Origin of the sequence: Paracoccus simplex, from assembly GCF_042648325.1 — a bacterium.
Taxonomy (GTDB): Bacteria; Pseudomonadota; Alphaproteobacteria; order Rhodobacterales; family Rhodobacteraceae; genus Paracoccus; species Paracoccus simplex.
In genome coordinates, this window is sequence record NZ_JBHRXE010000002.1 from 19730 (window position 1) to 44414 (window position 24685).

Annotated in this window: 21 protein-coding genes (1 of these 21 only partly in view); 15 read left to right on the top strand and 6 right to left on the bottom strand. The window is 66.6% G+C overall.

The genetic code is table 11. From position 1 onward, the window contains the following. On the bottom strand, nt 1–293 hold the beginning of the coding sequence (locus tag ACFOMP_RS00845) for a formate--tetrahydrofolate ligase (RefSeq protein WP_379027535.1). Its footprint begins 1336 nt before the window's first position; the window shows 293 of its 1629 coding nt (coding positions 1–293); its start codon is at nt 291–293; the stop codon falls past the left edge of the window. 790 nt (nt 294–1083) lie between these two features. Next, complete coding sequence (locus ACFOMP_RS00850) at nt 1084–2550, bottom strand: alanine/glycine:cation symporter family protein (RefSeq protein WP_379027537.1); 1467 nt, start codon at nt 2548–2550, stop codon at nt 1084–1086. Between the two features lie 173 nt (nt 2551–2723). On the opposite strand from ACFOMP_RS00850, the gene ACFOMP_RS00855 reads away from it, so the two are divergent. Next, entirely contained in the window at nt 2724–3455 is a 732-nt protein-coding gene (locus ACFOMP_RS00855) for a FadR/GntR family transcriptional regulator (protein WP_289894016.1), read from the top strand. On the opposite strand, the gene ACFOMP_RS00860 is transcribed toward ACFOMP_RS00855, so the two are convergent. Then, the gene (locus ACFOMP_RS00860; protein WP_379027540.1) at nt 3418–4722 is read right to left on the bottom strand and encodes an ABC transporter substrate-binding protein; all 1305 of its coding nucleotides are present in this window, start codon (nt 4720–4722) and stop codon (nt 3418–3420) included. The genes ACFOMP_RS00855 and ACFOMP_RS00860 overlap by 38 nt on opposite strands. 170 nt (nt 4723–4892) lie before the next feature. Between ACFOMP_RS00860 and ACFOMP_RS00865 the strand changes: the two genes are divergently transcribed. From ACFOMP_RS00865 to ACFOMP_RS00875, 3 genes are all read left to right on the top strand, one after another. Then, entirely contained in the window at nt 4893–6236 is a 1344-nt protein-coding gene (locus tag ACFOMP_RS00865) for an NAD(P)-binding domain-containing protein (protein WP_379027542.1), read from the top strand. A 66-nt stretch (nt 6237–6302) separates the two neighbouring features. Continuing rightward, nucleotides 6303–8675, top strand: coding sequence for a DUF1989 domain-containing protein (locus ACFOMP_RS00870; protein WP_379027544.1), 2373 nt, complete (start codon nt 6303–6305; stop codon nt 8673–8675). A 700-nt stretch (nt 8676–9375) separates the two neighbouring features. Further along, nucleotides 9376–10743 (top strand): ammonium transporter, encoded by a 1368-nt coding sequence (locus ACFOMP_RS00875; RefSeq protein WP_289894015.1) that lies wholly within the window; start codon nt 9376–9378, stop codon nt 10741–10743. 102 nt (nt 10744–10845) lie between these two features. Here ACFOMP_RS00875 and ACFOMP_RS00880 read toward each other — a convergent pair whose 3' ends face one another. Together ACFOMP_RS00880 and ACFOMP_RS00885 are read right to left on the bottom strand one after the other, a co-directional pair. Beyond that, entirely contained in the window at nt 10846–11202 is a 357-nt protein-coding gene (locus tag ACFOMP_RS00880) for a cupin domain-containing protein (RefSeq protein WP_019352360.1), read from the bottom strand. 55 nt (nt 11203–11257) lie between these two features. Then, a complete protein-coding gene (locus ACFOMP_RS00885) occupies nt 11258–11662 on the bottom strand; it encodes a group II truncated hemoglobin (protein WP_019352359.1) in 405 nt (134 codons plus the stop codon). 260 nt (nt 11663–11922) lie between these two features. Between ACFOMP_RS00885 and ACFOMP_RS00890 the strand changes: the two genes are divergently transcribed. The 5 genes from ACFOMP_RS00890 to glnT all read left to right on the top strand — a co-directional run bounded on the left by ACFOMP_RS00890 (nt 11923) and on the right by glnT (nt 17149). Then, the gene (locus ACFOMP_RS00890) at nt 11923–12570 is read left to right on the top strand and encodes a helix-turn-helix domain-containing protein (RefSeq protein WP_289894014.1); all 648 of its coding nucleotides are present in this window, start codon (nt 11923–11925) and stop codon (nt 12568–12570) included. 152 nt (nt 12571–12722) lie between these two features. Continuing rightward, entirely contained in the window at nt 12723–13610 is an 888-nt protein-coding gene (locus tag ACFOMP_RS00895) for a class II glutamine amidotransferase (protein ID WP_289894013.1), read from the top strand. Between the two features lie 70 nt (nt 13611–13680). After that, complete coding sequence (locus tag ACFOMP_RS00900) at nt 13681–14337, top strand: GltB/FmdC/FwdC-like GXGXG domain-containing protein (RefSeq protein ID WP_289894878.1); 657 nt, start codon at nt 13681–13683, stop codon at nt 14335–14337. A gap of 10 nt (nt 14338–14347) precedes the next feature. Further along, complete coding sequence (locus ACFOMP_RS00905; RefSeq protein WP_289894012.1) at nt 14348–15673, top strand: FMN-binding glutamate synthase family protein; 1326 nt, start codon at nt 14348–14350, stop codon at nt 15671–15673. Nucleotides 15674–15745: 72 nt separating this feature from the next. Beyond that, nucleotides 15746–17149 (top strand): type III glutamate--ammonia ligase, encoded by a 1404-nt coding sequence (gene glnT / locus ACFOMP_RS00910; protein ID WP_379027548.1) that lies wholly within the window; start codon nt 15746–15748, stop codon nt 17147–17149. A gap of 41 nt (nt 17150–17190) precedes the next feature. On the opposite strand, the gene ACFOMP_RS00915 is transcribed toward glnT, so the two are convergent. Further along, on the bottom strand, nt 17191–18174 hold the full coding sequence (locus ACFOMP_RS00915; protein WP_289894011.1) for a GlxA family transcriptional regulator: 984 nt from the start codon (nt 18172–18174) through the stop codon (nt 17191–17193). 126 nt (nt 18175–18300) lie between these two features. Here ACFOMP_RS00915 and ACFOMP_RS00920 point away from each other — a divergent pair, with 126 nt between their 5' ends. From ACFOMP_RS00920 to ACFOMP_RS00945, 6 genes are all read left to right on the top strand, one after another. Continuing rightward, a complete protein-coding gene (locus ACFOMP_RS00920) occupies nt 18301–19551 on the top strand; it encodes a sarcosine oxidase subunit beta family protein (protein WP_289894010.1) in 1251 nt (416 codons plus the stop codon). A gap of 7 nt (nt 19552–19558) precedes the next feature. After that, nucleotides 19559–19843, top strand: coding sequence for a sarcosine oxidase subunit delta (locus tag ACFOMP_RS00925; RefSeq protein WP_289894009.1), 285 nt, complete (start codon nt 19559–19561; stop codon nt 19841–19843). Continuing rightward, entirely contained in the window at nt 19840–22770 is a 2931-nt protein-coding gene (locus tag ACFOMP_RS00930; RefSeq protein WP_379027551.1) for a sarcosine oxidase subunit alpha family protein, read from the top strand. The genes ACFOMP_RS00925 and ACFOMP_RS00930 overlap by 4 nt, the downstream gene beginning before the upstream one ends. Beyond that, on the top strand, nt 22763–23329 hold the full coding sequence (locus tag ACFOMP_RS00935; protein ID WP_379027552.1) for a sarcosine oxidase subunit gamma: 567 nt from the start codon (nt 22763–22765) through the stop codon (nt 23327–23329). The genes ACFOMP_RS00930 and ACFOMP_RS00935 overlap by 8 nt, the downstream gene beginning before the upstream one ends. A 2-nt stretch (nt 23330–23331) precedes the next feature. Beyond that, nucleotides 23332–24234, top strand: a complete 903-nt coding sequence (gene folD, locus ACFOMP_RS00940; RefSeq protein ID WP_379027553.1) for a bifunctional methylenetetrahydrofolate dehydrogenase/methenyltetrahydrofolate cyclohydrolase FolD — start codon at nt 23332–23334, stop codon at nt 24232–24234. A gap of 83 nt (nt 24235–24317) precedes the next feature. Then, nucleotides 24318–24685: ACT domain-containing protein (locus ACFOMP_RS00945; RefSeq protein ID WP_379027554.1), on the top strand; the 368-nt coding region annotated here is incomplete at its 3' end.

Genomic DNA, 24685 nt, shown 5'->3' on the forward strand with positions numbered 1-24685 from the left:
GCCTCGCGGATGCAGAGGGTGGCGCGCTTGCCGATGCGGTTCAGCGCGTCGCCCAGGCCGACGGTGGTGGTGGTCTTGCCCTCGCCGGCCGGGGTCGGGTTGATGGCGGTGACCAGGATCAGCCTGCCCGAGGGCCGGTCCCGCAGCCGGTCGATGAACTGCTGGCTGATCTTGGCCTTGTCGTGGCCGTAGGGCAGCAGGTCCTCGATCGCGATGCCGAGCTTTGCCGCCACGTCCCGGATCGGCAGCTTGGCCGCCCCCGAGGCGATTTCCGAGTCGCTCTTCTGTGTCATGATGATGTTCTTGGTGCTGAAGGTTGTGCCGAAACGATCATCCGCAAGCCGGCTTCGCGCGCCGGCTCGAGCGGTTCCCGTCAGATTCCGGAGGTTCTTGCGCGGTCCGGGGTGCGGGACGGCAGAAGCCGCTGCACGCCTTTGGCCGCGACGCGGTTCAAAGCCCTGGATAGGGCGGGAACGGCTGTCGCCGCTCGGTGCCGCGGACCGTGTCCTGCTGCGCGCCCGGTGCCGCCGGTTGCGGCCTTTCCGGCATCCTGGAATGATGCATCGTTTCCTCCCTCACCTGACTGCCGGTGCCCGCGTTCAGCGGTCCCGACGACACCCCCCAGATACAGAAACGACATATTGCGCCCGGCTGTCAATTATTTATTGTTTTATATCAATAGCTTGACTGGACATATTGTCCGCTGGGCGGCCCGGATCGGTCAAGGTTCCGGACATCCTGGCCATCGGACAGGCGGTACGGGCGGCAAAATTGAGACATTCTGTCCGGATCGGCGCTTTTTCCGGCGGCCTGGCGGACGCGCCATTTCGTCCCGGGGAAAGGCGCCTGGCGCGGCCTGAGCGGGCGAATCAGCCGAGCCGTCCAAGGCACGCACCCCGGGAAGCCGCAGGCCCGGCGGTCCGGAAAACAAAATGCCGGACCCGTAGGCCCGGCTATTTACGACTCGCTAACGCAGCACCAATTGATTGACTCATCAATTAACACAATGCCCGCCGCGATGCGAGTTGCCCTTTTTGGCAGACCGCCCGTCGCCGGGCGGTCCCAGGGCCATGCCGGGACGGATCAGGACCGTTCGCTGGCTTTCCATTCCTCCCAGCCGGGCTGGCCTTTCATGAAGGTCTCGATCTTCTGGCGGTTGGCTTCGAGCCGCGGATCGTGGCGCAGGTAGAAGCGGGTCTCGCGCGCGATCAGGCCCGACAGGATCAGCAGGCCGATCAGGTTGGGGATGGCCATCAGCCCGTTCATCACGTCCGAGAAGCTCCAGACCACGTTCAGCTGCACGGTGCAGCCCAGCAGCACCACCAGCGAGAACAGGATGCGGAAGGGCATGACGCCGCGATGGCCGACCAGACGCTCGAGATTGCGCTCGCCGTAATAGGCCCAGCCCAGGATGGTCGAATAGGCGAAAAGCACCAGGCCGATGGTGACGATCCAATGCCCCCATTGCCCCGGCAAGCCGTGGGTGAAGGCCTGTCCGGTCATGATCGAGGGCGAGATCTGCAGCCCGGTCTGCGGGTCGATCTCGTTCCAGACCCCGGTGGTGATGATGACGAGGCCGGTGCAGGACACGACGATGATGGTGTCGATGAAGGTCTGGGTCATCGAGACCAGCCCCTGCCGCACCGGATGCGTGGTCTGCGCCGAAGCCGCCGCGATCGCCGCCGAGCCCATGCCGGATTCGTTCGAGAAGATGCCGCGCGCCACGCCGAACTGCACCGCGATCATGATCGTCGAGCCCAGGAAGCCGCCGGTCGCCGCCGTGCCGGTGAAGGCCTGCGAAAAGATCTCGCCCAGGGCGTCGGGCAGCGACTGGACATTGGCCAGCAGGATGTAGAGCGCGCCCAGCACGTAGAACAGGATCATCGCCGGCACCAGGCCCGCCGTCACCTTGCCGATGGACTTGATGCCGCCGACCAGCACCACCAGCGTCAGGCCGGCCAGCGCCGCCCCGGTGATCCAGGTCGGGATCATGAAGCTGCGCTCCAGGTTCGAGGCGATGGAATTGCCCTGGGTCATGTTGCCGATGCCGAAGCAGGCGCAGACCGCGAAAATCGCGAAACACAGCGCCAGTACCTTTCCAAGGGCGTTCGGGATGCCGCGTTCCAGGTAATATTGCGGGCCGCCGTTCTTCTCGCCGACCTCGTCGGTGGTGCGGAAGCGCACGCCCAGGAAGGCCTCGGCATATTTCGACGCCATGCCCAGGATCGCGGTGACCCACATCCAGAACAGCGCTCCCGGCCCCCCGGTGGCGATGGCCGTTGCCACGCCGACGATGTTGCCGGTGCCGACGGTGGCAGCCATGGCGGTGGTCAGCGCCTGGAATTGCGAGATGTCGCCCTCGGCATCGTCATCCTTGCGCTTCAGCAGGCCAAGCCGCAGCGCCGCGCCCAGCCGGACAAGCTGGATGCCCTGCAGCCGGATGGTCAGGTAAAGCCCGGTTCCCAGCAACAGCGGGATCAGAAGATACGGCCCCCAGACGACACCGCCGATCGTTCCCAAGACCTCTTCTATCTTGTCGAGTCCCATCATTCCGTCTTTCGTTATTGCAATGCTCCCAAACGGCGGCCTTGGGCACGGAATGTCAAGTTCTGCGGTCCGGCGGCCTGCGTCGATTGGTCACGCAAGACGCCGGGCGCGGGCCAGATCGACCTTGCCGGCCGGACGCGCTATCCTGTACCGGCCGGCTGTCGCCTCCAAAGGAAATGCAAGACGTGACCATTCCCACCCGCCGCCCGACCGGCGCTTCGGCCGAGCCCGTCGTCGGCTCGACGGTGCAATATGTCATCGACACGCTGGCCATGCGCATCGTGGCGCAGGAATACGGCACGGACGAGCGCCTGCCCTCCGAGCGGCAGCTGGCGCAGGATCTGGGGGTGGCGCGCAACACGGTGCGCGAGGCGCTGGACCAGCTCGAGGCGCGGGGGATGATCCGGCGCCGCGCCGGGTCGGGCTCGTTCGTCACCTATGATGCCGGCGGCAGCAGCGAATCGCTGAGCCCGGTCGCGGCGGAAACCGGGCCGCTGCACCTGCAGGTGGTGCGCAGCATCCTTGAGCCCGAGATGGTGCGACTGGCGATCATCAACATGTCGCCGCGCCGGATCGAGGCGCTGGGCGAGACCCTGTCGCAGATGGAGGCGGTGCAGACCGATGCCAACGCCTTCGTGCGGCTGGAGGAGGAGTTCCACCGCCAGATCGCCAGCGGCACTGACAATCCCCTGCTGATCGCCTGCTACAACCTGGTCATCGACGCCCGCCGGCAGGCCTTCCGCGCCGCGATGTATCGCCGGCACCTGACGCCCAACCGCATCGCCATCTATCAGCGCAGCTACAATGCCCTGTTCAATGCCATCGCCGCCCGCGACATCGAGGAGGCGACCGAGTTCATGAAGCTCGCGCTCATCGAGGACCAGCGGCTTCTGTTGCAGGAGGATTGAGCTCCACCGCCGGATCGAGGCGCTGGTGCCACATCTGCCCGAGCTGTTCGAGATGATGGCGCAGCAGCGGGGCGTGGCGCTCCAGCCAGTTCAGCACCGAGCCGAATTCGATGATCCGCGCCCGGCCGTCGCGGATGCCGACCACCGGCCAGTCGCCGACCAGCGCATTGTCGATGCCGAACAGCGCGCTGCCCCACCAGCGCGCGGTGCCGAAGACATGCGGCATCTGCTGGTGGCGCTTCATCGCCGCCAGCACGGTGATCGGCGCCACCGTGTCGGCGCTTTCCACCGCGTTCTGCCACAGGTCCAGGATCGAGGCGTATTCCCAGCTCACCGCGCTCCACTCGCCGGGGAAGCGGGCGTTGTAGGCGTCGAAGAACGCCTTGGGGCGGCGAAAGAAGAAGGCCTTGTCGGCCAGCAGCGGGTCGTCGAAATCCGGAAACTGGAAGACATAGCGCGACATGAACTCGGCCGAGGTGGCGGCGATCAGCCGGGGATAGTCGTCGCCGGTGCAGGCCAGGATCGGGCCGCGCCAGCCCAGTTCGTGCGCCGCCTCGGTCAGGGCGCGGGTCATCGGCGCGGGCGAGGTGCACCAGCACAGCAGATCCGGCGCCGCGTCCATGAGCGCCCGCACGATCGAGCGCGCGTCGGTCTCGCCGGGATCATAGCGGATTTCCCGCACGATCGGCCGGTCGGCCGCCTCGAAGGCGGCGCGATAGACGGCCAGCGAAGGCAGGCCCAGCCGGTCGGACTGGCTGCACAGCGCCACCCGGCGCATCCCGGGATGCCTCCGGGTCAGCCATTCGACCCCGGTGACGTTGAACAGCGGATGCAGCTCGGCCGGCGCGATCAGAGAGGGGGTGTCGGGCGACAGGTCCGACGGCAGCAGTGTCGCCACCAGCACCCGATGCGCCATCAGCCAGGGCAGGGCGGGCGCGAAACTGTCGCCGCCCAGCGTCAGCACCAGGCGCACGCGCTTGCGCTCGACCATGTCGCGCGCCGCCTCCAGCGTGGCGGCGGGATCGGCGGCGCTGTCATGGGCGACGATCTCCAGCCGGTGGCGCTTGCCGGCCACCATCAACCCGCCATGGTCGTTGATCCAGTCCGCCCAGATCCGGCATCCGCCGAGCCCGGGCGCGCCCCAGCGTTCCTCGGGCCCCGACAGCGGTGCCAGGAAGCCGACTCGCAGGGCCGAGCGATTCTCGGCATTCAGCCGGGGAATCGAACCGGTGACGGCAAGCTGCTGGGCGAGTGATGGCGTACGCATGGCCCTCTCTATAGCGGAAAATTGCCGGTTCTGGCGTCAGAAAACCGCGGAATCGGTATTCCAGTGAAGAAAAAATGTTGACCTGTGGGCGTAATTTGCTCTTACTTGGTTCAGGCCGATGGAACCAGTTAAGAAAATTGGTCCATACCGGCAAACAGGGAGCCAATAGCATGAAGAAGCGCGTTGCCATCATTGGCGCGGGTCCTTCGGGGCTTGCGCAGCTGAGAGCTTTTCAGTCCGCGGCCCAGAAGGGCGCCGAAATCCCCGAGGTCGTCTGCTTCGAGAAGCAGACGAACTGGGGCGGGTTGTGGAACTATACCTGGCGGACCGGGCTCGACGAATACGGCGAGCCGGTGCATTGCTCGATGTATCGCTATCTGTGGACCAATGGCCCCAAGGAGGGGCTGGAATTCGCCGATTATTCCTTCGAGGAGCATTTCGGCAAGCAGATCGCCTCGTATCCGCCGCGGGCGGTGATGTTCGACTATATCGAGGGCCGGGTGGTCAAGGCCGGGGTCCGCGACTGGATCCGCTTCTCGACCGTGGTGCGGCATGTCGAATATGACGAGGACCGCGAGATCTTCACCGTCACCGTGCACGACCTGGTCAAGGACCACATGTATGTCGAGGAGTTCGACCATGTGATCGTGGCCTCGGGGCATTTCTCGACCCCGAACGTGCCGGAATACGAAGGCTTCTCGACCTTCAACGGCCGCATCGTCCATGCCCACGACTTCCGCGACGCCCGCGAATTCGCCGGCAAGGACGTGCTGATCATGGGCTCGTCCTATTCGGCCGAGGATATCGGTTCGCAATGCTGGAAATATGGCGCGAAATCCGTCACCTCCTGCTATCGCAGCGCGCCGATGGGCTTCAAATGGCCGGACAACTGGCAAGAGAAGCCGGCGCTGGTCCGGCTTGAGGGCGCCGCCGCCGTCTTCAAGGACGGCTCGCGCAAGGACGTGGACGCCATCATCCTGTGCACCGGCTACAAGCATTATTTCCCCTTCCTGCCCGACGATCTGCGGCTGAAGACCGCGAACCGGCTGGCAGCGGCGGATCTCTACAAGGGGGTGGTCTGGGTCCACAATCCGCGCCTGTTCTACCTGGGCATGCAGGACCAGTGGTTCACCTTCAACATGTTCGACGCCCAGGCCTGGTATGTGCGCGACATCGTGCTGGGCCGGCTCGAGGTGCCGCAGGACAAGCAGGCGCTGATGGCCGATGTGCGCGAACGCGAGGAGCGCGAGGAGACTTCGGACGACGTGAAATACGCCATCCGCTACCAGGCCGATTACGTCAAGGAGCTGATCGCGGAAACCGACTATCCCAGCTTCGACGTGGATGGCGCCTGCGCCGCCTTCTACGAATGGAAGCAGCACAAGGCCGAGGACATCATGGCCTTCCGCAACCATTCCTATCGTTCGGTCATCACCGGCACCATGGCGCCCAAGCATCACACGCCCTGGAAGGATGCGCTGGACGACTCGATGGAAGCCTATCTGATGAACTGAGCAAGGTTTTCCCCCCGACTGGGGCCGGGTTATCCGGCCCCACCTTTTTCCTCCTGGGAGGTCCAGATGCTTCAGCTGTCGCCAGAAAGCCTATTCCGGCCCGGCCCGCCGCGCGGAACCCATGTCCGCCGCGCCGCCGGTTTCACCCTGCCGCCGGGGGTTGAACGCTATGCCGTGCCCGGTGCCGGCGCGGTCGCGGTGCAAATCGCCGCCGGCGACCGGATCGAGATCATCAACGACGAGGGCGGCCAGCGTTGCGAGCTGCTGGCCGCGCATGCCGACGGCCGGCTGGACGCCGGAATCCTGGGCGCCTCTGCCGACATCGCGGCCGAGGGGCTGCGCGCGCTGCTCGCCTCGGACGGGCCGGGGCTGCAATCGTTGCGCCGCCGGCTGGCCGAGCTGGGTATCGCGCTGGCCGAGGCCCGCGCCATCGGCCTGTTCGGGGCGGAAACCCGGTCGGGCGAGGCCGTGGCGCTGACCGCCGCCGCCCCCGGCTGGCTGATCGCCGCCGCGCCGGGCGGGATCATGGATTTCGAGGCGCAGGACACCGCGACGCCGCTGACCCTGCGCATCACCCGCGCTGATCCGCGCCGCAAGGGCCAGTTCGCCCTGCCGGTGCCGCTGGCCGATCCGCTCCTGGACCTGCGGGTGAAATCCGCCACCGCCGAGGCCTATACCGTCAAGGCAGGGGATTTCATCCAGATCATCGACGTGGACGGCCGGCAATGCACGGATTTCCAGTGCTTCGATGCGCGCAAGCTGGACCGCGGCATCGTCCAGCCGCTGGACGTGACCACGACCCGCACCATCCAGGGCCATGCCTATCCGATGCCGGGCCTGCACGCGAAATATTACGACCACGACCTGACGCCGCTGGTCGAGGTGGTGCAGGACACCTGCGGGCGCCACGATGCCTTCGCCCTGGCCTGCTCGGCAAAGTATTACGACGATATCGGCTATCCCGGCCACGCCAACTGCACGGACAATTTCAACGCCGCGCTGGCTTCTTATGGGGTCGATGGCCGCGCCGGCTGGATGGCGGCGAACTTCTTCTTCAACACCGGCATCGACGCCCATGGCGTGATGTATGCCGATGAGCCCTGGTCGCGCCCCGGCGACTATGTGCTGCTGCGGGCGCTGACCGATCTGGTCTGCGTCTCCTCGGCCTGTCCCGACGACACCACCGCCGCCAATGGCTGGCACCTGACCGATATTCACGTCCGCAGCTATGGCGCGCAGGAGCGGTTCAGCCGCGCGACCGCCTGGCGCGCCACCCCCGACGCGGAGCCGACCATGACCCGTGAGACCGCCTTCCACAAGAATTTCGCCGCCCTGACCCGCGACTTCGTCGAATATCGGGGCTTCTGGTTGCCGAATTCCTTCCCCGAATGCGACCCGGTCGAAAGCTACTGGGCCTGCCGCGAAGGCGTGGTGGTGATGGACCTGTCCGCCCTGCGCAAGTTCGAGGTGACCGGCCCCGACGCCGAGGCGCTGATGAACTGGGTGCTGACCCGCGACGTGGCCAAGCTGGGCCACGGCCAGGTGGTCTATTCGGCGATGTGCTATCCGCATGGCGGCATGATCGACGACGGCACGCTGTTCCGGCTGGGCGACCAGAACTTCCGCTGGATCGGCGGCAGCGACGAGGGCGGGGTCTGGATGCGCGAGCAGGCCGAGAAGCTGGGCCTGAACGTGATGATCCGCTCCTCGACCGACCAGATGCACAACCTGGCGGTGCAGGGGCCGAAATCGCGCGAGCTGATGGCCGAGATCATCTGGACGCCGCCGCATCAGCCCGCCGTGGCCGATCTGGGCTGGTTCCGCTTCACCGTCGGCCGCATCGGCGGCGAACGCGGCGTGCCGGTGGTGGTGTCGCGCACCGGCTACACCGGCGAGCTGGGTTACGAGATCTTCTGCCATCCCAAACATGGCGATGTGGTCTTCGAGGCGGTCTGGAACGCCGGCCAGCCGCGCGGCATCAAGCCGATGGGCCTTGCCGGGCTGGACCTGGTGCGCATCGAGTCCGGGCTGGTCTTTGCCGGCTACGATTTCAGCGACCAGACCGACCCGTTCGAGGCGGGCGTGGGCTTCACGGTGCCGCTCAAGTCCAAGAATGCCGATTTCGTCGGCCGCGAGGCACTGATCCGGCGCAAGGAGCATCCCACGCGGAAATTCGTCGGGCTGGAGATCGACGGCCAGGACGCGGTGGCCCATGGCGATTGCATCCGCATCGGCCGGGCGCAGGTCGGCGAGATCTGCTCGGCGATGCATTCGCCGCGCAGCAACCAGCGGATCGCGCTGGCGCGGATCGACATCGCCCATGCCGAACCCGGCACCGAGGTCGAGGTCGGGCGGCTGGACGGGCATATCAAGCGCATCGCCGCGAAGGTCGTGGCATTCCCGCATTACGACCCGAAGAAGGAACGCCCCCGCGCCTGAGGCGCGGGCCGGCAGCCGAAAACGCAGCCAGGAGAAGGCGCCGGAATCCCCCGGCGGAACAGCAAGAACAACGGAACATCACCGCCCCTTCCACAACCGACAGGGATCTGACAGGTGGAACAGGATCTTGCGACCAAAACCGGACGGCAACCAGGGGCGGGCGCCCGTGGGATCGCGCTTGCGCCGATCCTGGGCGATCAAGCCGCCCCGCGCCGCACCCGTCTTCTGCCTTGCGGGACGGAGGGCTCGCATCGGAAAGCCGCTTGCCGTATCCATCAGACCGGCAAACAGGCATTGGGCGCGCGATTGCGCGCCCTTTTGCTGTCTTTGAAGCAGTTCCGGGGGCGAGCGCCAGCCCCTGTCTCGCATGCAAGGGCATCGCCGACCACCGCCCGGCCGTTCCGGATCGGTCGGCGGAACCTGCCCCGCCGGTTCGGGGCGCGAACCAGGGCGGCGCAAGCCCTGCATCCGATCCACGCCATTCCTTGATGCGTTCCTTCGCGCTGCGCCGGCCGGTCGAGGCCGCCGGAAAGCCGAAGCCGTCGCTCCATCAGCCATTGCAAGATCCATTTCAGACAAGGGCCTTCTCACCTCTCCGACCGACAGGACATTTCCGCCTGTCATGACGCGCGACCAGCGCCGCAAGGCGTTTTCCGGGCCGAAAAGTCCCGGAGCAGTGACAAAAACAGGGAGAACGACAATGGAACCAACGACGACCATGCTTTATCCGGATCAGGTGACGCTCAGTTCGCTGGTGCAGAACCTGATCTATGGCTCGGGCACCGCGGGGGCGATCCTCGTAGTGGTGGGGCTGCTGATGATCGACGCAGGCACCACCCGCAACGGCAGCCTGTTCAACTCGACGATCGAAAAGACCATCGGCTTTTTCCTGGGCTTCGCCGCCTATTTCGTCATCGGCTTCGGCTTCTGGGCCGGGCAATATTACGTCATGGGCGGCGCGAGCCTGGCGGATTCGCTCAAGGACTGGTGGCTGGGTGGTGCGCTGGCCAATGGCGTGGCGCAGCATGTCGATCCGGCGGTGTTCCCGGGGCTGAACACCTTCCAGATCTTCGTGTTCTTCCTGGCCTGCTTTTCCGGAATCATCAACGTGCTGCTGCATTTCGCCGTGTCCGAGCGGATGAAGCCGCTGGCCTATTACATCACCTCGGTCGTGGCGTCGGTGGTGTCCTCGGCGCTCAGCTTCGCGGTCTGGGGCTCGGTCGGGCCGCTGACCAATGCCGGCTTCCACGACTTCTTCGGCGTCGGCTTCGTCTACCTGTTTCCGGCCGGCATGGCGCTGGTGCTGGTGCCGATGCTGGGCCGGCGGCCCGGCATGTTCGAGCCGCATCCCAAGGTGAACTCCTATGACGCGCCCAGCATCGGCCTGGCCGCGACCGGGCTGATGACGATCTTTTCCGGCCTGCCGCTGGTGATCCTGTCCTGCCTGTTCTTCTTCGAGCCGCAGGCGCTGGCGGTCAGCGTCACCATGGCCGATACCAGCGTGGGCATCGTCTTCAACAATTACGGCCTGGCCTGGGCGGGCGGCGCGGTCACCGGCGCGATCATCGGCTACCGCAAGCGCTCTTACGCCTATCTGCTGCTGGGGCCGCTGTCAGGCTATGTGGCCGGTGCGCCGGGCTTCGACGTCTATGCGCCCTGGCAGACCTTCCTGGTCGGCCTGACGGCGCCGGTGATCGCCTGGCTCGTCTACGAGTTCACGCAAAAGCGCGGCATCGACGAGCACAAGCTGTTCCCGCTGTTCCTGGGCGCCGGCGTCTACGGGCTGATCATGGTCGGGCTGATCAAGGCCGGCACCCCGCATGGCGGCTATTTCGGCATCGAGGAGGGGCCCTATGCCTTCCAGCACAACCGGATCGGCGTGACCATGCAGGTGGTCGGTGCCCTGGTCTGCGTCGGCGCCGGCATGCTGACCGCGGCGGTCCTGACCTTCATCCTGAAGCAGACGGTGGGCCTGCGCGTGGACGAGGAGGACCAGGCGACCGGCCTCGACGAGATCTATTGGGGGATGAAGCCCAATCCGGCCTCGCTGCCGGACCGGCCGATCTGAACCCCGGCAAAAGAGCAGGCCCCGGCATAGCGCCGGGGCCTTTTCAGTTCTGCAACGGTCGCAAGGCGCGGATGGCGCGCCGCCGCGGCGGCATCGCCCCGTCTAGCGGACGCGGATGGCGAAGGCCTTGCGTACGGTTTCCTCGGTCTTCCAGATGCCGTCGAAGCCGGCCTCGATGACGAAGGTGTCGCCGGCTCCGAAGCTGCGCGGCTCTTGGCCGTTGTCGGTCAGCGTCACCTTGCCCTCGAAGATCCGGATGTACTCGTCCACGTCGTAGCGCACGCGATAGCTGCCGGGCGTGGCTTCCCAATAGCCGGTCAGGAACTTGCCGTCCTCGGACTGGTTCTCGATCCAGGTCTTCATGCTGGGTGAGCCCTCGACGGGATGCCACCAGTCCAGATCCTCGGTGATCGGTTGGACCGAGGGGGTCTGGTAGGTACCGAATTTCTTGATCGCCATGAACGTCTCCTCTCTGTTGATGGGATGTGGTAATGGGGCGGACGGACGCGCCGCGTCAGTCCATGTTGCGGCTGCTTTCGGCGGCGGTGGTGAAATGCCGCATCAGCACCGTCGCCAGCTCGGCCTCGATGCCCCGCCTGTCGACGGCTTTGGCCATGCATTGCAGCCACAGGTCGCGCATCTGCGGGCCGATGGGAACATGGGCGTGGATTTCTTTCAGCCGCGCGTGACGGTGTTTCATGACGTAATATTGTGGCCCGCCGAAGAAGCCGCACAGGTAGTTGAACTGTTCCTCGCGCGAATGCGCGACGCCGGCGCCCTGCAGATGCAGCAGATGCAGCTCTTTCGCGTCCTCGTCCTGTTCGACGATGTCGTAGAATTCCTTGACGAGGGCGCGGATGCCCTCGTCCCCTCCCAGCTGCTCGTAAATCGACTGCTTTCGTTGCGCAGCAAAATACATGGCGTGCCTCCTCGGAAACTTCTCCCAGACTAGCAGGAAATAAATTATTCTCTCAAGAAAAATTATCCCCTGACGACCGGGCTGGCGCTGCCGCGGGACAACCCTTCGGGAACCGCGGCCGGGGGCGGCGGCGTTCGGGGCGGCATGGCCGACGCGGCGGCAAACCGCATGGAGCTTCCACGCCATGCGAGCTATCGTATAGGCTTTGCTGTGAAAATCCGCCAAGCTGTTTGATCGGAACAACAAAGGAATGACGTGAAATGGTAAGCCAGACGGCAAAGATAGATGGCTCGCTGACGCAGAATCCCCATGCGATTCGCGACAGCCGCGAGAAGAATCTTGAGGTTGCCATCGGCCGGCAAGTGCGGGAATTGCGCAAGCGGCAACGGATGACCGGCTCGAAACTGGCCAGCCAGGCCGGCCTGTCGGTCGGCATGCTGTCGAAGATCGAGAACGGGGTGATCTCGCCTTCGTTGACCACGCTGCAGACCTTGGCCGATGCGTTGCGCGTGCCGCTGATCCAGCTTTTCTCGGGCTATGAGGAACCGCGCGGCGCCATGCATGTCAAGTCCGGCACCGCCGTCGAGGTCGAGCGCGCCGGCACCCGCGCCGGCCACCAGTATCATCTGCTGGGCCATATCGGCTCGAACAACAGCGGCGTGGTGGTCGAACCCTATCTGATCGTGCTCAGCACCGAAAGCGACCACTTCCCCACCTTCCAGCATGAAGGGATCGAGCTGCTCTACATGCTCGAGGGCAGAATCGGTTATCGCCATGGCGAGCAGATCTATGATCTGGAGCCCGGCGACAGCCTGATTTTCGACGCCGACGCCCCGCATGGGCCCGAAGTTCTGCGCGATCTTCCGGCCCGCTACCTGTCGGTGATATGCTATCCCCAGTCAAAGTAAATTCCTGAGAAGAAACACCATTTTCTGACGCCTTCGACTTGCTTCCCGCCCGCATAATTTTCTGTCGGGTAAAAAAAATATCTTGCTAGGCAATGATTTTTACTCTTAGCTGATCCGTGACGGCTTCAACGCCAGCTGAACGGAGGTTGCTAATGTGTGGCATCGTTGGCCTGTTCCTGAAAAAAGATGATCTGCGGCCCCGCTTGGGGGACCTGCTGACCGACATGTTGATTTCCATGACGGATCGCGGGCCCGACAGCGCGGGGATCGCGATCTATGGGGACGAGTCTCAGGGACTCAAGATGACGATCCAGTCCGATACGCCCGACGAGGCGTTCAAGGGGCTCGAGGACAATCTGAACGCGCTGCTGGGTGCGCCGGTGCGGATGCGGGTGGTCGACACCCATGCCGTGCTGAGCCTGCCCGAAGGCTCCGAGGCCGAGGTGCGGGCCTATATGTCCGAAAAGGGCATCCGCGTCATGGGCGCCGGCCAGTCGATGGAGATCTTCAAGGAGGTCGGGCTGCCGAAGGACGTGGCCTCGCGCTTCGGCATCCGGCAGATGGCCGGCAGCCACGGCATCGGCCATACCCGGATGGCGACCGAAAGCGCCGTGACCACGCTGGGCGCGCATCCGTTCTCGACCGATGACGACCAGTGCCTGGTGCATAACGGTTCGCTCTCGAATCACAACCGGATGCGGCGCGAACTGGCCCGCAAGGGCTTCGTCCCGCAGACCCAGAACGATACCGAGGTCGCCGCCTGCTACATCTCCTCGCGGCTGGCCGAGGGCGCCAACCTGGGCGAGGCGCTGGAAGGCACGCTCGAGGATCTGGACGGGTTCTTCACCTTCGTCGTCGGCACCAAGAACGGCTTCGGCGTGGTGCGCGATCCCATCGCCTGCAAGCCCGCGGTGATGGCCGAGACCGACAGCTACGTCGCCTTCGGTTCGGAATACCGGGCCTTCGCGAACCTGCCGGGCATCGAAGATGCCCGCATCTGGGAACCGGAACCCGCCACCGTGTATTTCTGGGAGCGCTGACATGACTACCATGGCCAATACGCAAATCCGCGAAGACCTTGACATCGGCGTGCAGCCCCGGACCATTGACATGGCCTGGACCGAGTTGCGCGATCTCAACAGCACGCTTCAGGCGCAGACCGGCGGCGAATGGGTGATCGAAAACCCGCGCGGCGCCCATGCGCTGGCGGTCGGGTTGCAGGCGCCGCTGGAGGTGACGATCAAGGGCTCCACCGGCTATTACTGCGCCGGCATGAACAAGGAGGCGCAAGTGCATGTGACCGGTTCGGTCGGGCCGGGGGTCGCCGAGAACATGATCTCGGGCAGCGTCGTGGTCGAGGGCGATGCCAGTCAGTATGCCGGCGCCACCGGCCATGGCGGGCTTCTGGTCGTCAAGGGCAATGCCAGCTCGCGCTGCGGCATCTCGATGAAGGGCATCAACATCGTCGTGCATGGCAATATCGGCCACATGTCGGCCTTCATGGCGCAATCGGGCAATCTGGTGGTGCTGGGCGACGCGGGCGATGCGCTGGGCGACAGCCTTTACGAGGCGCGGCTGTTCGTGCGCGGCAAGGTCAAGTCGCTGGGCGCGGATTGCATCGAAAAAGAGATGCGGCCCGAGCATCTGGAGATCCTGGCCGACCTGCTTCAGCGCGCCGGCGCCGATGCCGACCCGTCCGAGTTCCGCCGCTATGGCTCGGCCCGCAAGCTCTATAACTTCCACGTCGATCACGCCGGCGATTACTGAGGATCATACGATGGACCAAACCCCTCGCACCCTGCCGCGCCAGAGCTGGACCTTCTCGAACGAGATCAATTCGGAGATCCGCCGCGCCGCCGCCACGGGCATCTATGACATCCGCGGTGGCGGGGCCAAGCGCCGCGTGCCGCATTTCGACGACCTGCTGTTTCTCGGCGCCTCGATCAGCCGCTATCCGCTGGAAGGCTATCGCGAGAAATGCGACACCTCGGTCGTGCTGGGCACCCGCTTCGCCAAGAAGCCGATCGAGCTGAAGATCCCGATCACCATCGCCGGCATGTCCTTCGGCGCGCTTTCGGCCCATGCGAAAGAGGCGCTGGGTCGCGGCGCGACCATGGCGGGCACCTCGACCACCACCGGCGACGGCGGCATGACCAACGAGGAACGCGGCCATTCCGAAAAGCTGGTCTACCAGTATCTGCCCTCGCGCTATGGCATGAATCCGGACGACCTGCGCCGCGCCGACGCGATCGAGGTCGTGGTCGGGCAGGGCGCCAAGCCCGGTGGCGGCGGCATGCTGCTGGGCCAGAAGATCACCGAGCGGGTCGCCAGGATGCGCAACCTGCCCATGGGCATCGACCAGCGGTCCGCCTGCCGCCATCCCGACTGGACCGGCCCCGACGATCTGGAGATCAAGATCCTCGAGCTGCGCGAGATTACCGGCTGGGAGAAGCCGATCTACATCAAGATCGGCGGCGCACGGCCCTATTACGACACCGCGCTGGCGGTGAAGGCGGGCGCCGACGTGGTGGTGCTGGACGGCATGCAGGGCGGCACCGCGGCCACGCAGGACGTTTTCATCGAGCATGTCGGTCAGCCGACGCTGGCCTGCATCCGCCCGGCGGTGAAGGCGCTGCAGGATCTGGGGATGCATCGCAAGGTGCAGCTGATCGTCTCGGGCGGCATTCGCGGCGGCGCCGACGTGGCCAAGGCGCTGGCGCTGGGGGCCGACGCGGTGGCCATCGGCACCGCGGCCCTGGTCGCGCTTGGCGACAACGACCCGCGCTGGGAAGAAGAGTACCAGAAGCTTGGCGCCACCGCCGGCGCCTATGACGACTGGCACGAGGGTCGCGACCCGGCGGGCATCACCACCCAGGATGCCGAGCTGATGATGCGGCTGAACCCGGTCGAGGCCGGCCGCCGGCTGCGCAACTACCTGGCGGTGATGACGCTGGAATGCCAGACCATCGCCCGCGCCTGCGGCAAGAGCCACGTCCACAATCTCGAACCCGAGGATCTTTGCGCCCTGACCGTCGAGGCCGCCGCCATGGCGGGCGTCCCGCTGGCCGGCACGAGCTGGGTTCCCGGGCAGGCCGCATACTGACAACATGAAGCCAAAGGGCGGGACGAAGTATCCCGCCCTGGGTCAGACATCCTTCAACAGGGAGATTATCGAATGACCGACATGGCCACCTTTGCCCGCGAATCCGACATGGTGCAGAAGCGGGACAAGCCCCGCCAGGGCGCCGCGAACCCGCAACAGAAATCCGCCGAACCGCTGGACCTGGCCGCCTATGCGCGCGACCGGGGCATCAAGCATTTCATGGTCTCCTTCACCGATCTGTTCGGCAGCCAGCGCGCCAAACTGGTCCCGGCCGAGGGTATCGCCGACATGCAGGCCGGCGGCGCGGGCTTTGCCGGTTTCGCCACCTGGCTTGACCTGACGCCGGCCCATCCCGACATGCTGGGGCTGCCTGACGCCTCTTCGGTGATCCAGCTTCCCTGGAAGAAAGAGGTGGCCTGGGTCGCCTCGAACTGCGTGATGAGCGGCGGCATCGACCTGGCGCAGGCGCCGCGCAACGTGCTGACCCGGCTGTGCCGCGAGGCCGCCGATATGGGCCTGACCGTCAAGACCGGGGTCGAGCCGGAATTCTTCCTGATGACGCCGGACGGGCTGGCCATCGGCGACCCGGCCGACACCGCGATGAAGCCCTGCTACGACCAGCAGGCGATGTTCCGCCGCCTGGACGTGATCGCCGAGATCTCGGACTACATGCTCGAACTGGGCTGGGAGCCCTATCAGAGCGACCACGAGGACGCCAACGGCCAGTGGGAGATGAACTGGAAATACGACAATGCGCTGGCGACCGCCGACAAGCATTCGTTCTTCAAGTTCATGACCAGGGCCATCGCCGAAAAGCACGGGCTGCGCGCCACCTTCATGCCCAAGCCGATCATGGGGCTGACCGGGAACGGCTGCCACCTGCATATCTCGGTCTGGAACGCCGACGGCACCAACGCCTTTGCCGACGACCGGGACGAGCTGGGCCTGTCCCAGCAGGGCTATCACTTCGTCGGCGGCATCATGAAACATGCCTCGGCGCTGGCGCTGCTGAGCTGCCCGACGGTGAACAGCTACAAGCGCATCAACGCGCCGCGCACCACCTCGGGCGCGACCTGGGCGCCGAACAGCGTCACCTGGACCGGCAACAACCGCACCCATATGGTGCGCGTGCCCGGCCCCGGCCGGTTCGAGTTCCGCCTGCCCGACGGCGCCGCCAACCCCTATCTGGTGCAGGCGGCGATCATGGCGGCCGGGCTGTCGGGGCTGCGCGCGAAGGCCGATCCCGGCCCGCGTTCCGACATCGACATGTATGCCGAGGGCCATACCATCACCGGCGCGCCGAAACTGCCGCTGAACCTGCTGGACGCGATCCGCGCCTTCGACGCGGACGAGGGGCTCAAGGCCGCGATGGGGCATGAATTCTCTGCCGCCTATATCAAGCTCAAGAACCGGGAGTGGAACCACTATTGCGCGCATCTGTCGCAATGGGAACGGGACAACACCCTGGACATCTAAGCGGCTGCTCCCTCCCAGGCACCGCGAAACCCCGGTGGCATCTAGCCGCCGGGGTTTTCCATTGCCTCCGCCCGCAGCGGCCGGCGGGCCGAGGGGCTGGTGCCGAACTGCGCGCGGAAGCTGCGGCTGAAATGGCTGCGACTGGCGAAGCCGGTCGCCAGCGCGATCTCGGCCAGCGGCAGGCCGGACTGGCTCAGCAGTTCCCGGGCCTTGTCCAGCCGCAGCCGGCGATAGAACTGCATCACGCTTTCGCCCAGCTGCGCCTGCGCCAGCCGTTCCAGGTGCCGGGGCGTCATGTCGCAAAGCTGGCCCAGATCCTCGAGCCCCAGCGGATCGGCGATATGGCTGGTCATCAGCTCGACCATGGCGACCAGCGCCGGGTGATGCAGGTCGTATTTGCGCGCCGGGTCCAGCTGCTGCGGCGCCTCGGCCTCGCGGATGCCGGTATGGATGAACCAGTCGCTGACCGCCCGCGCCAGCCCCGCCCCATGCGCCGAGGCGATCAGCGCATGCATCATGTCCAGGGGCGCCATGCCGCCGGCGCAGGTGAAGCGGTCGCGGTCGATGACGAACAGCCGCCTTTCGATCAGCGCGTCGGGCCAGGTCTCGCGCATGGCGTCCAGATGCTGCCAGTGGATGGTGAAGCGCCGCGCCGCCATCACCCCGGCCGCCGCCAGGATCGCCGCCCCGCCCGAGATGCCGCCAAGCGCCACCCCGCGCCGCGCCAGCCGGCGCACGAAGGCCAGCACCCGCGGATCGCGCTGCGCCAGCGGATCGCCCCCCGCCACCACGAACAGGATGTCCAGATTCTCGTCGGCCTCGGCCAGGGCGATGGTCTCGAATCCGCCGGCGACCGAGCTGGGCGCGAAGCCGCCCTCGGTCGAGACGAATTGCAGCTCGTAGAGCGGCCGGCCGCTCAGCAGGTTCGCCGCGCGCAGCGGTTCGACCGCCGAGGCGGTGGACATCAGCGCGTAACCCGGCAGCAGCAGGAAGCCGTAGCGGCGGGGGCGAGAATCGGGGCGCATGGCAGACCTTTGGCTTTCCGCCTCAGCCTGCCATCCATGTCCGGAACAGGCAAGGCAATGTCCTTATCGGGCGCATTGCCGGGGCCGAGCTGTGCCAGATTCGAATCGACGAAGGAGATTATCGCCATGCATTTCTCGGGCTTGCGGGTCATCAGAGAGGCGCTGACCGGTCACAAGGGATGGAAGCCGCTATGGCGCAATCCCGAACCGCAGCCGGCCTATGACTACATCATCGTCGGCGGCGGCGGGCATGGGCTGGCGACGGCCTATTATCTTGCCAAGACCTTCGGCCGGGCGCGCATCGCCGTGCTGGAGAAAAGCTGGCTCGGTTCGGGCAATATCGGCCGCAACACCACGATCATCCGCTCGAACTACCTGCTGCCGGGCAACGAGCCCTTCTACGAATTCTCGATGAAGCTCTGGGAGGGGCTGGAGCAGGAGTTCAACTTCAACGCCATGGTCAGCCAGCGCGGCATCCTGAACCTGTGCCATACCGATGCGCAGCGCGATGCCTTCCGCCGGCGCGGCAATGCCATGCTGCTGGCCGGCGCCGATGCCGAACTGCTGGACCCCCAGCAGGTGCGGGCCATGGCGCCGTTCCTGAACTTCGACAATGCCCGCTTCCCGATCAAGGGCGGGCTGTTGCAGCGCCGGGCCGGGACCGCGCGCCATGACGGCGTGGCCTGGGGCTATGCCCGCGGCGCCGACATGCGCGGCGTCGACCTGATCCAGAATTGCGAGGTCACCGGTTTCCGGATCGACGGCGGCCGCATCAGCGGGGTCGAGACGACGCGCGGCTATATCGCCGCCGGCAAGGTCGGCGTGGCGGTGGCGGGCTCGTCCGGCCGGGTGATGGCGATGGCGGGGATGCGGCTGCCGATCGAAAGCCATGTGCTGCAGGCCTTCGTTTCGGAGGGGCTGAAGCCGACCATCCCCGGGGTCATCACCTTCGGCGCCGGGCATTTCTATGTCAGCCAGTCCGACAAGGGCGGCCTGGTCTTCGGCGGCGATATCGACGGCTACAACTCCTATGCCCAACGCGGCAACCTGCCGGTGATCGAGGACGTGACCGAGGGCGGCATGGCGCTGATGCCGATGATCGGCCGGGCGCGGCTGCTGCGCGTCTGGGGCGGCATCATGGACATGTCCATGGACGGCAGTCCGATCATCGACCGCACGCCCGTCGAGGGGCTCTATCTGAATGCGGGCTGGTGCTATGGCGGCTTCAAGGCGACGCCCGCCAGCGGCTATGCCTTTGCCCATCTGCTGGCCACCGACCGCCCGCACGAAACCGCCGGCGCCTATCGCCTGGACCGTTTCGCGCGCGGCTATGTCATCGACGAAAAGGGCGTGGGCGCCCAACCGAACCTGCATTGAGGCCGCCATGCTGATCCCCCATCCCCTTCTTGGCCTGCGCGACGCACAGGAATTCACCTATCTGGGCGATGCGCGCCTGATCGACCGCCCCGACGGCATGGCCGAAGGCGCCGAGGCCGCCTTTGCCGAATACGTCTATCTGCGCGACAATCCGGCCGGGGTGCATCGCGAATTGTGGTTCCACGAGCAGGGCGACCGCTCCTGGCTGGTCGTGACCCGAGACACCACCACGCACGAGATCCTGGGCGCCGAGCTGGCGCGTGACGCGAAGCTGAAAGGCGGTGCCGCATGACCCGCCTGAGCGGAGGGCTGATCGACCGCGCCCGCGACCTGAAATTCACCTTCGACGGCCGGAGCTATTCCGGCCATCCCGGCGACACGCTGGCTTCGGCGCTGCTGGCGAACGGCGTGCGGCTGATGGGCCGCAGCTTCAAGTATCACCGGCCGCGCGGCGTCTTCTCGGCCGGGTCCGAAGAGCCGAATGCGCTGGTGGAACTGCGCGGCGGCGCCCGGAAAGAGCCCAATACCCGCGCCACCGTGGCCGAGCTTTACGACGGGCTGGAAGCCGCCAGCCAGAACCATGTCGGGCCTCTGGGCTTCGACCTGCTGGCGATGAACGACCTGTTCTCCTCGTTCTTTGCCGCGGGCTTCTATTACAAGACCTTCATGTGGCCGCGCGCCTTCTGGGAAAAGCTCTACGAGCCGGCGATCCGCCGGGCGGCGGGCTTGGGCAGCCTGTCGATGCAGCCCGATCCCGACGCCTATGACAAGGGCTTCCTGCATTGCGACCTGCTGGTCATCGGCGGCGGCGCGGCGGGGCTTTCGGCGGCGCTGACCGCCGGCCGCGCCGGGGCGCGAGTCATCCTGGCCGACGAGGATTTCCGCCTGGGCGGCCGGCTGCTGGCGGAATCCCACCCGTTGGACGATGCCCCGGCGGCCGAATGGATCGCGCGGGCCGAGGCCGAGCTGGCGGCGCTGCCCAATGTCCGCATCCTGCGCCGCACTACGGTGTTCGGCGCCTTCGACCACGGCGTCTATGGCGCGGTCGAGCGGGTCGCCGATCACCTGCCCGAGCCGGGCCGGCAGGTGCGCCAGACGCTCTGGCGGATCACCGCCCGCCGCGCCGTGCTGGCCGCCGGCGCCATCGAGCGGCACATTCCGTTCCAGAACAACGACCGCCCCGGCATCATGCTGGCCGGCGCGATGCGCGCCTATGCCAACCGCTGGGCGGTCAGCCCGGCGAAACGGGTGGCGATCTTTACCAATAACGACGACGGCCACCGCACGGCGCTGGACCTGGCCGCCAAGGGGGTCGATGTCGCGGCGGTGATCGACAGCCGCCAGGACGCGCGCGCCCAGGGCGATTACCGGCTGGTCCATGGCATGGTCAGCAATGCCAAGGGCCGCCTGGGTCTGCGCGGTATCGAGATCGACAGCAACGGACGCAGGGAATGGCTGGCTTGCGGCGCGCTCGGCGTCGCCGGCGGCTGGAACCCGAACGTGCATCTGGCCTCGCACCACCGCGGTCGGCCGGTCTGGGACGAGACGCTGCAAGCCTTCGTCCCCGGCGAAAACGGACCGCGCGGGCTGATCGTCGCCGGCGCCGCGACGGGGCAGGGCAGCACCGCTGCCGCGCTGCGCTCGGGCGCCGACGCGGCGGTCGAGGCGCTGGCCCAGCTCGGCATCGAGGCCCGGCCCGCCGAGCTGCCGGCGGCCGAGGATGCGCCGGCCGGTCTGCGCCCGCTCTGGCATGTGCCGGGCAAGGGCCGCGCCTGGGTCGATTTCCAGAACGACGTGACCGTCAAGGACATCAAGCTGGCGCATCAGGAAAACATGCGCCCGGTCGAGCATCTGAAGCGCTGGACCACGCTGGGCATGGCCACCGACCAGGGCAAGACCGCCAACGTCACCGCCCTGGCGGTCATGTCGGAACTGACCGGCAAGCCGATCCCGGAAACCGGCACGACGATCTTTCGCCCGCCCTATAGCGGCGTGTCGCTGTCGGTGCTGGGCGGCGGCGATACGGGGGCGCATTTCCGCCCGCGCCGCCTGACGCCCACGCATGAATGGGCGCGCGCGCAGGGCGCCGTGTTCATCGAGGTCGGCCCCTGGATGCGGGCGCAATACTTCCCCCGTCCGGGCGAGACGCATTGGCGCCAGACCGTGGACCGCGAGGTGCTGGCCACCCGCAAGGGCGTTGGCATCTGCGACGTGACCACGCTGGGCAAGGTGGATGTGCAGGGCGCGGATGCCGGAGAGTTCCTCGACCGGATCTATGCCAATGCCATGAAAAGCCTCAAGGTCGGCATGGTCCGCTATGGCTTGATGCTGCGCGAGGACGGCTCGGCCTGGGACGACGGCACCTGCGCCCGGCTGGCCGAGGACCATTACGTCGTCACCACCACCACCGCCCAGGCGGGACCGGTCTACCGGCAGATGGAATTCGCCCGGCAGTGCCTTTGGCCCGAGCTGGACGTGCAGTTGATCTCGACCACCGACGCCTGGGCGCAGATCGCGGTGGCCGGCCCCAATGCCCGCCGGTTGCTGGAGCGGATCGTGGACGGGTTCGACCTGTCGAACGAGGCTTTCCCCTTCATGGCCTGCGCCGGGCTGACGGTCTGCGGCGGGCTGCGGGCGCGGCTGTTCCGCATCAGCTTCTCGGGCGAGCTGGCCTATGAGCTTGCGGTTCCGTCCCGCTATGGCCAGGCGTTGGTCGAGCGGCTGATGGAACAGGGCGCCGATCTGGGCGCCACCCCCTATGGCACCGAAGCGCTTGGCGTGATGCGCATCGAAAAGGGCCATGCCGCCGGCAACGAGCTGAACGGCCAGACCACGGCGCAGATGCTGGGGCTGGGCCGCATGGTCAGCAGCAAAAAGGACGGCATCGGCGCGGTGATGTCCCGGCGCGAGGGGCTGGCAGCCGAAACCCGGGTGCTGGTCGGGCTGCAGCCGGTCGATCCGGCGCAGCCGGTGCTGGCCGGGATGCATCTTTTCGCCGAAGGCGCCGAGCACCGGACCGAGACCGACCAGGGCTGGATCACCTCGGCCTGCCATTCGCCGCATGTGGGATCCAGCATCGGCCTGGGCTTCCTGGCCAATGGCGGCGCCCGCCTGGGCGAGACGGTGATCGCCGCCAACCCGCTTCAGGGGCAGAAGGTGGCGCTGCGCGTCGTCTCGCCGCATTTCGTCGACCCCGAAGGAGGGCGCCTGCGTGACTGACCTGACTCCCATCACCGCTCTGGGTGCGCGGGCGCCCGCCCGGCACGCCTTCGGTGCGCTGACCATCACCGAGAATGCCGGCCTGGCGCTGGCCTCGCTGGCGCTGCGCCAAGGCGCGGCCGAGCCCGCGCCGCTGGGTCTGGCGCTGCCGGGGCCGGGGGCATGGCGGGCCGGGCAAGGCGTTGGCGCCTTCTGGACCGGGCCCGGCCAATGGATGATCGAGGCCGAGGGGCGCGCCGCCGAGGATTTCGCCGCCGCGCTGGCCGTCGAGGCGCCGGGCTGCTCGGTCACCGAACAGACCGACGGCTGGACCGTATTCGAAATCGTTTCGGACCGGGGCGGCGCCCCGATCCGGGCACTGATGGAAAAGCTGGTGAACATCGACGCCGCGGCCTTCGGGTCGGGCTCGGCCACGCGCACCGGCTTGCATCATATGAGCGTCTTCCTGATCCGCCGGGCCGAGGATCGGCTGGCGGTGATCGGCATGCGGTCTCTGGCCGCCGCGCTCTGGCACACGCTCGAGGAATCCGCCGGGCGCCTGAAGGGAGAAAGGACATGAACATGGCTGCAAGGAATGGCGGCGCAATCATCGACGGCAAGGGCTTTGCTTCCGGGGTTCGGGCGCGGGTTGCCGAGCATGTGGGGCGGCTGAAGGCGGCGCACGGTGTGGTTCCCGGTCTTGCGGTGGTGCTGGTGGGCGAGGATCCGGCCAGCGAGGTCTATGTCCGCAACAAGGGCATCCAGACCCGCGAGGCCGGCATGGCGAGCTTCGAGCACAAGCTGCCGGCCGAGACCCCGCAAGAGGATCTTCTGGCGCTGATCGGCCGGCTGAACGCCGATCCGGCGGTGCATGGCATCCTGGTGCAGCTGCCGCTGCCCGGGCACATGGATGCCGAGCGGGTGATCAACGCCATCGACCCGGCAAAGGACGTGGACGGGTTCCACATCTCGAATGTCGGGCTGCTGGGGACGGGGCAGAAAAGCATGGTGCCCTGCACGCCCTTGGGCTGCCTGATGCTGTTGCGCGACCGGCTTGGCGATCTTTCCGGGCTGAACGCGGTGGTGGTGGGGCGCTCCAACATCGTCGGCAAGCCGATGGCGCAGCTTTTGCTGGGCGACAGCTGCACGGTGACCATCGCGCATTCGCGGACCAAGGATCTGGCCGGGCTCTGCCGCAGCGCCGACATCCTGGTCGCGGCGGTCGGCCGGCCGCGGATGATCCGCGGCGACTGGGTCAAGCCCGGGGCGACGGTGATCGACGTGGGCATCAACCGCATCGAGGAGGACGGCCGCACCCGGCTGGTGGGCGACGTCGATTCCGACAGCGCGGCCCAGGTCGCCGGGGCCATCACCCCGGTGCCGGGCGGGGTCGGGCCGATGACCATCGCCTGCCTGCTGGCCAACACGCTGACCGCCTGCTGCCGGGCCCATGGCTGGCCCGAGCCCGAGGGCCTGACCGCCTGAGACATGCGCAGGGCCGGGTGTCCCCGGATCCGATGAAACCGAAGAACAACGGGCTTTGCCCATCAAGACAAGTGGAGAAACCGATGAACAAGTTCTGCCTGACCGTTGCCTGCGAATCCACGCGCGGCATCGTGGCCGCCATCTCGGGCTTTCTGGCCGAGAACGGCTGCAACATCACCGATTCCAGCCAGTTCGACGACCCGCAGACCGGCAAGTTCTTCATGCGCGTCAGCTTCGTCTCGGAAGAGGGCGTGGGGCTGGAGGATCTGCGCGCGGGCCTGGCCGAAGTGGCGGCGCCCTTCGCCATGCAATACGCCATCCACGACGAATCCGAGAAGATGAAGGTGGTGATCATGGTCAGCCGCTTCGGGCATTGCCTGAACGATCTCTTGTATCGCTGGCGCATCGGCGCCTTGCCGATCGAGATCGTGGCGGTGATCTCGAACCACAT

What these genes read in the sequence shown, in the direction of transcription:
- ACFOMP_RS00850 (WP_379027537.1), bottom strand. Translation starts at nt 2,550, where the DNA reads ATGATGGGACTCGACAAGATAGAAGAGGTCTTGGGAACGATCGGCGGT.
- ACFOMP_RS00855 (WP_289894016.1), top strand. Translation starts at nt 2,724, where the DNA reads ATGCAAGACGTGACCATTCCCACCCGCCGCCCGACCGGCGCTTCGGCC.
- ACFOMP_RS00860 (WP_379027540.1), bottom strand. Translation starts at nt 4,722, where the DNA reads ATGCGTACGCCATCACTCGCCCAGCAGCTTGCCGTCACCGGTTCGATT.
- ACFOMP_RS00865 (WP_379027542.1), top strand. Translation starts at nt 4,893, where the DNA reads ATGAAGAAGCGCGTTGCCATCATTGGCGCGGGTCCTTCGGGGCTTGCG.
- ACFOMP_RS00870 (WP_379027544.1), top strand. Translation starts at nt 6,303, where the DNA reads ATGCTTCAGCTGTCGCCAGAAAGCCTATTCCGGCCCGGCCCGCCGCGC.
- ACFOMP_RS00875 (WP_289894015.1), top strand. Translation starts at nt 9,376, where the DNA reads ATGGAACCAACGACGACCATGCTTTATCCGGATCAGGTGACGCTCAGT.
- ACFOMP_RS00880 (WP_019352360.1), bottom strand. Translation starts at nt 11,202, where the DNA reads ATGGCGATCAAGAAATTCGGTACCTACCAGACCCCCTCGGTCCAACCG.
- ACFOMP_RS00885 (WP_019352359.1), bottom strand. Translation starts at nt 11,662, where the DNA reads ATGTATTTTGCTGCGCAACGAAAGCAGTCGATTTACGAGCAGCTGGGA.
- ACFOMP_RS00890 (WP_289894014.1), top strand. Translation starts at nt 11,923, where the DNA reads ATGGTAAGCCAGACGGCAAAGATAGATGGCTCGCTGACGCAGAATCCC.
- ACFOMP_RS00895 (WP_289894013.1), top strand. Translation starts at nt 12,723, where the DNA reads ATGTGTGGCATCGTTGGCCTGTTCCTGAAAAAAGATGATCTGCGGCCC.
- ACFOMP_RS00900 (WP_289894878.1), top strand. Translation starts at nt 13,681, where the DNA reads ATGGCCTGGACCGAGTTGCGCGATCTCAACAGCACGCTTCAGGCGCAG.
- ACFOMP_RS00905 (WP_289894012.1), top strand. Translation starts at nt 14,348, where the DNA reads ATGGACCAAACCCCTCGCACCCTGCCGCGCCAGAGCTGGACCTTCTCG.
- glnT (WP_379027548.1), top strand. Translation starts at nt 15,746, where the DNA reads ATGACCGACATGGCCACCTTTGCCCGCGAATCCGACATGGTGCAGAAG.
- ACFOMP_RS00915 (WP_289894011.1), bottom strand. Translation starts at nt 18,174, where the DNA reads ATGCGCCCCGATTCTCGCCCCCGCCGCTACGGCTTCCTGCTGCTGCCG.
- ACFOMP_RS00920 (WP_289894010.1), top strand. Translation starts at nt 18,301, where the DNA reads ATGCATTTCTCGGGCTTGCGGGTCATCAGAGAGGCGCTGACCGGTCAC.
- ACFOMP_RS00925 (WP_289894009.1), top strand. Translation starts at nt 19,559, where the DNA reads ATGCTGATCCCCCATCCCCTTCTTGGCCTGCGCGACGCACAGGAATTC.
- ACFOMP_RS00930 (WP_379027551.1), top strand. Translation starts at nt 19,840, where the DNA reads ATGACCCGCCTGAGCGGAGGGCTGATCGACCGCGCCCGCGACCTGAAA.
- folD (WP_379027553.1), top strand. Translation starts at nt 23,332, where the DNA reads ATGGCTGCAAGGAATGGCGGCGCAATCATCGACGGCAAGGGCTTTGCT.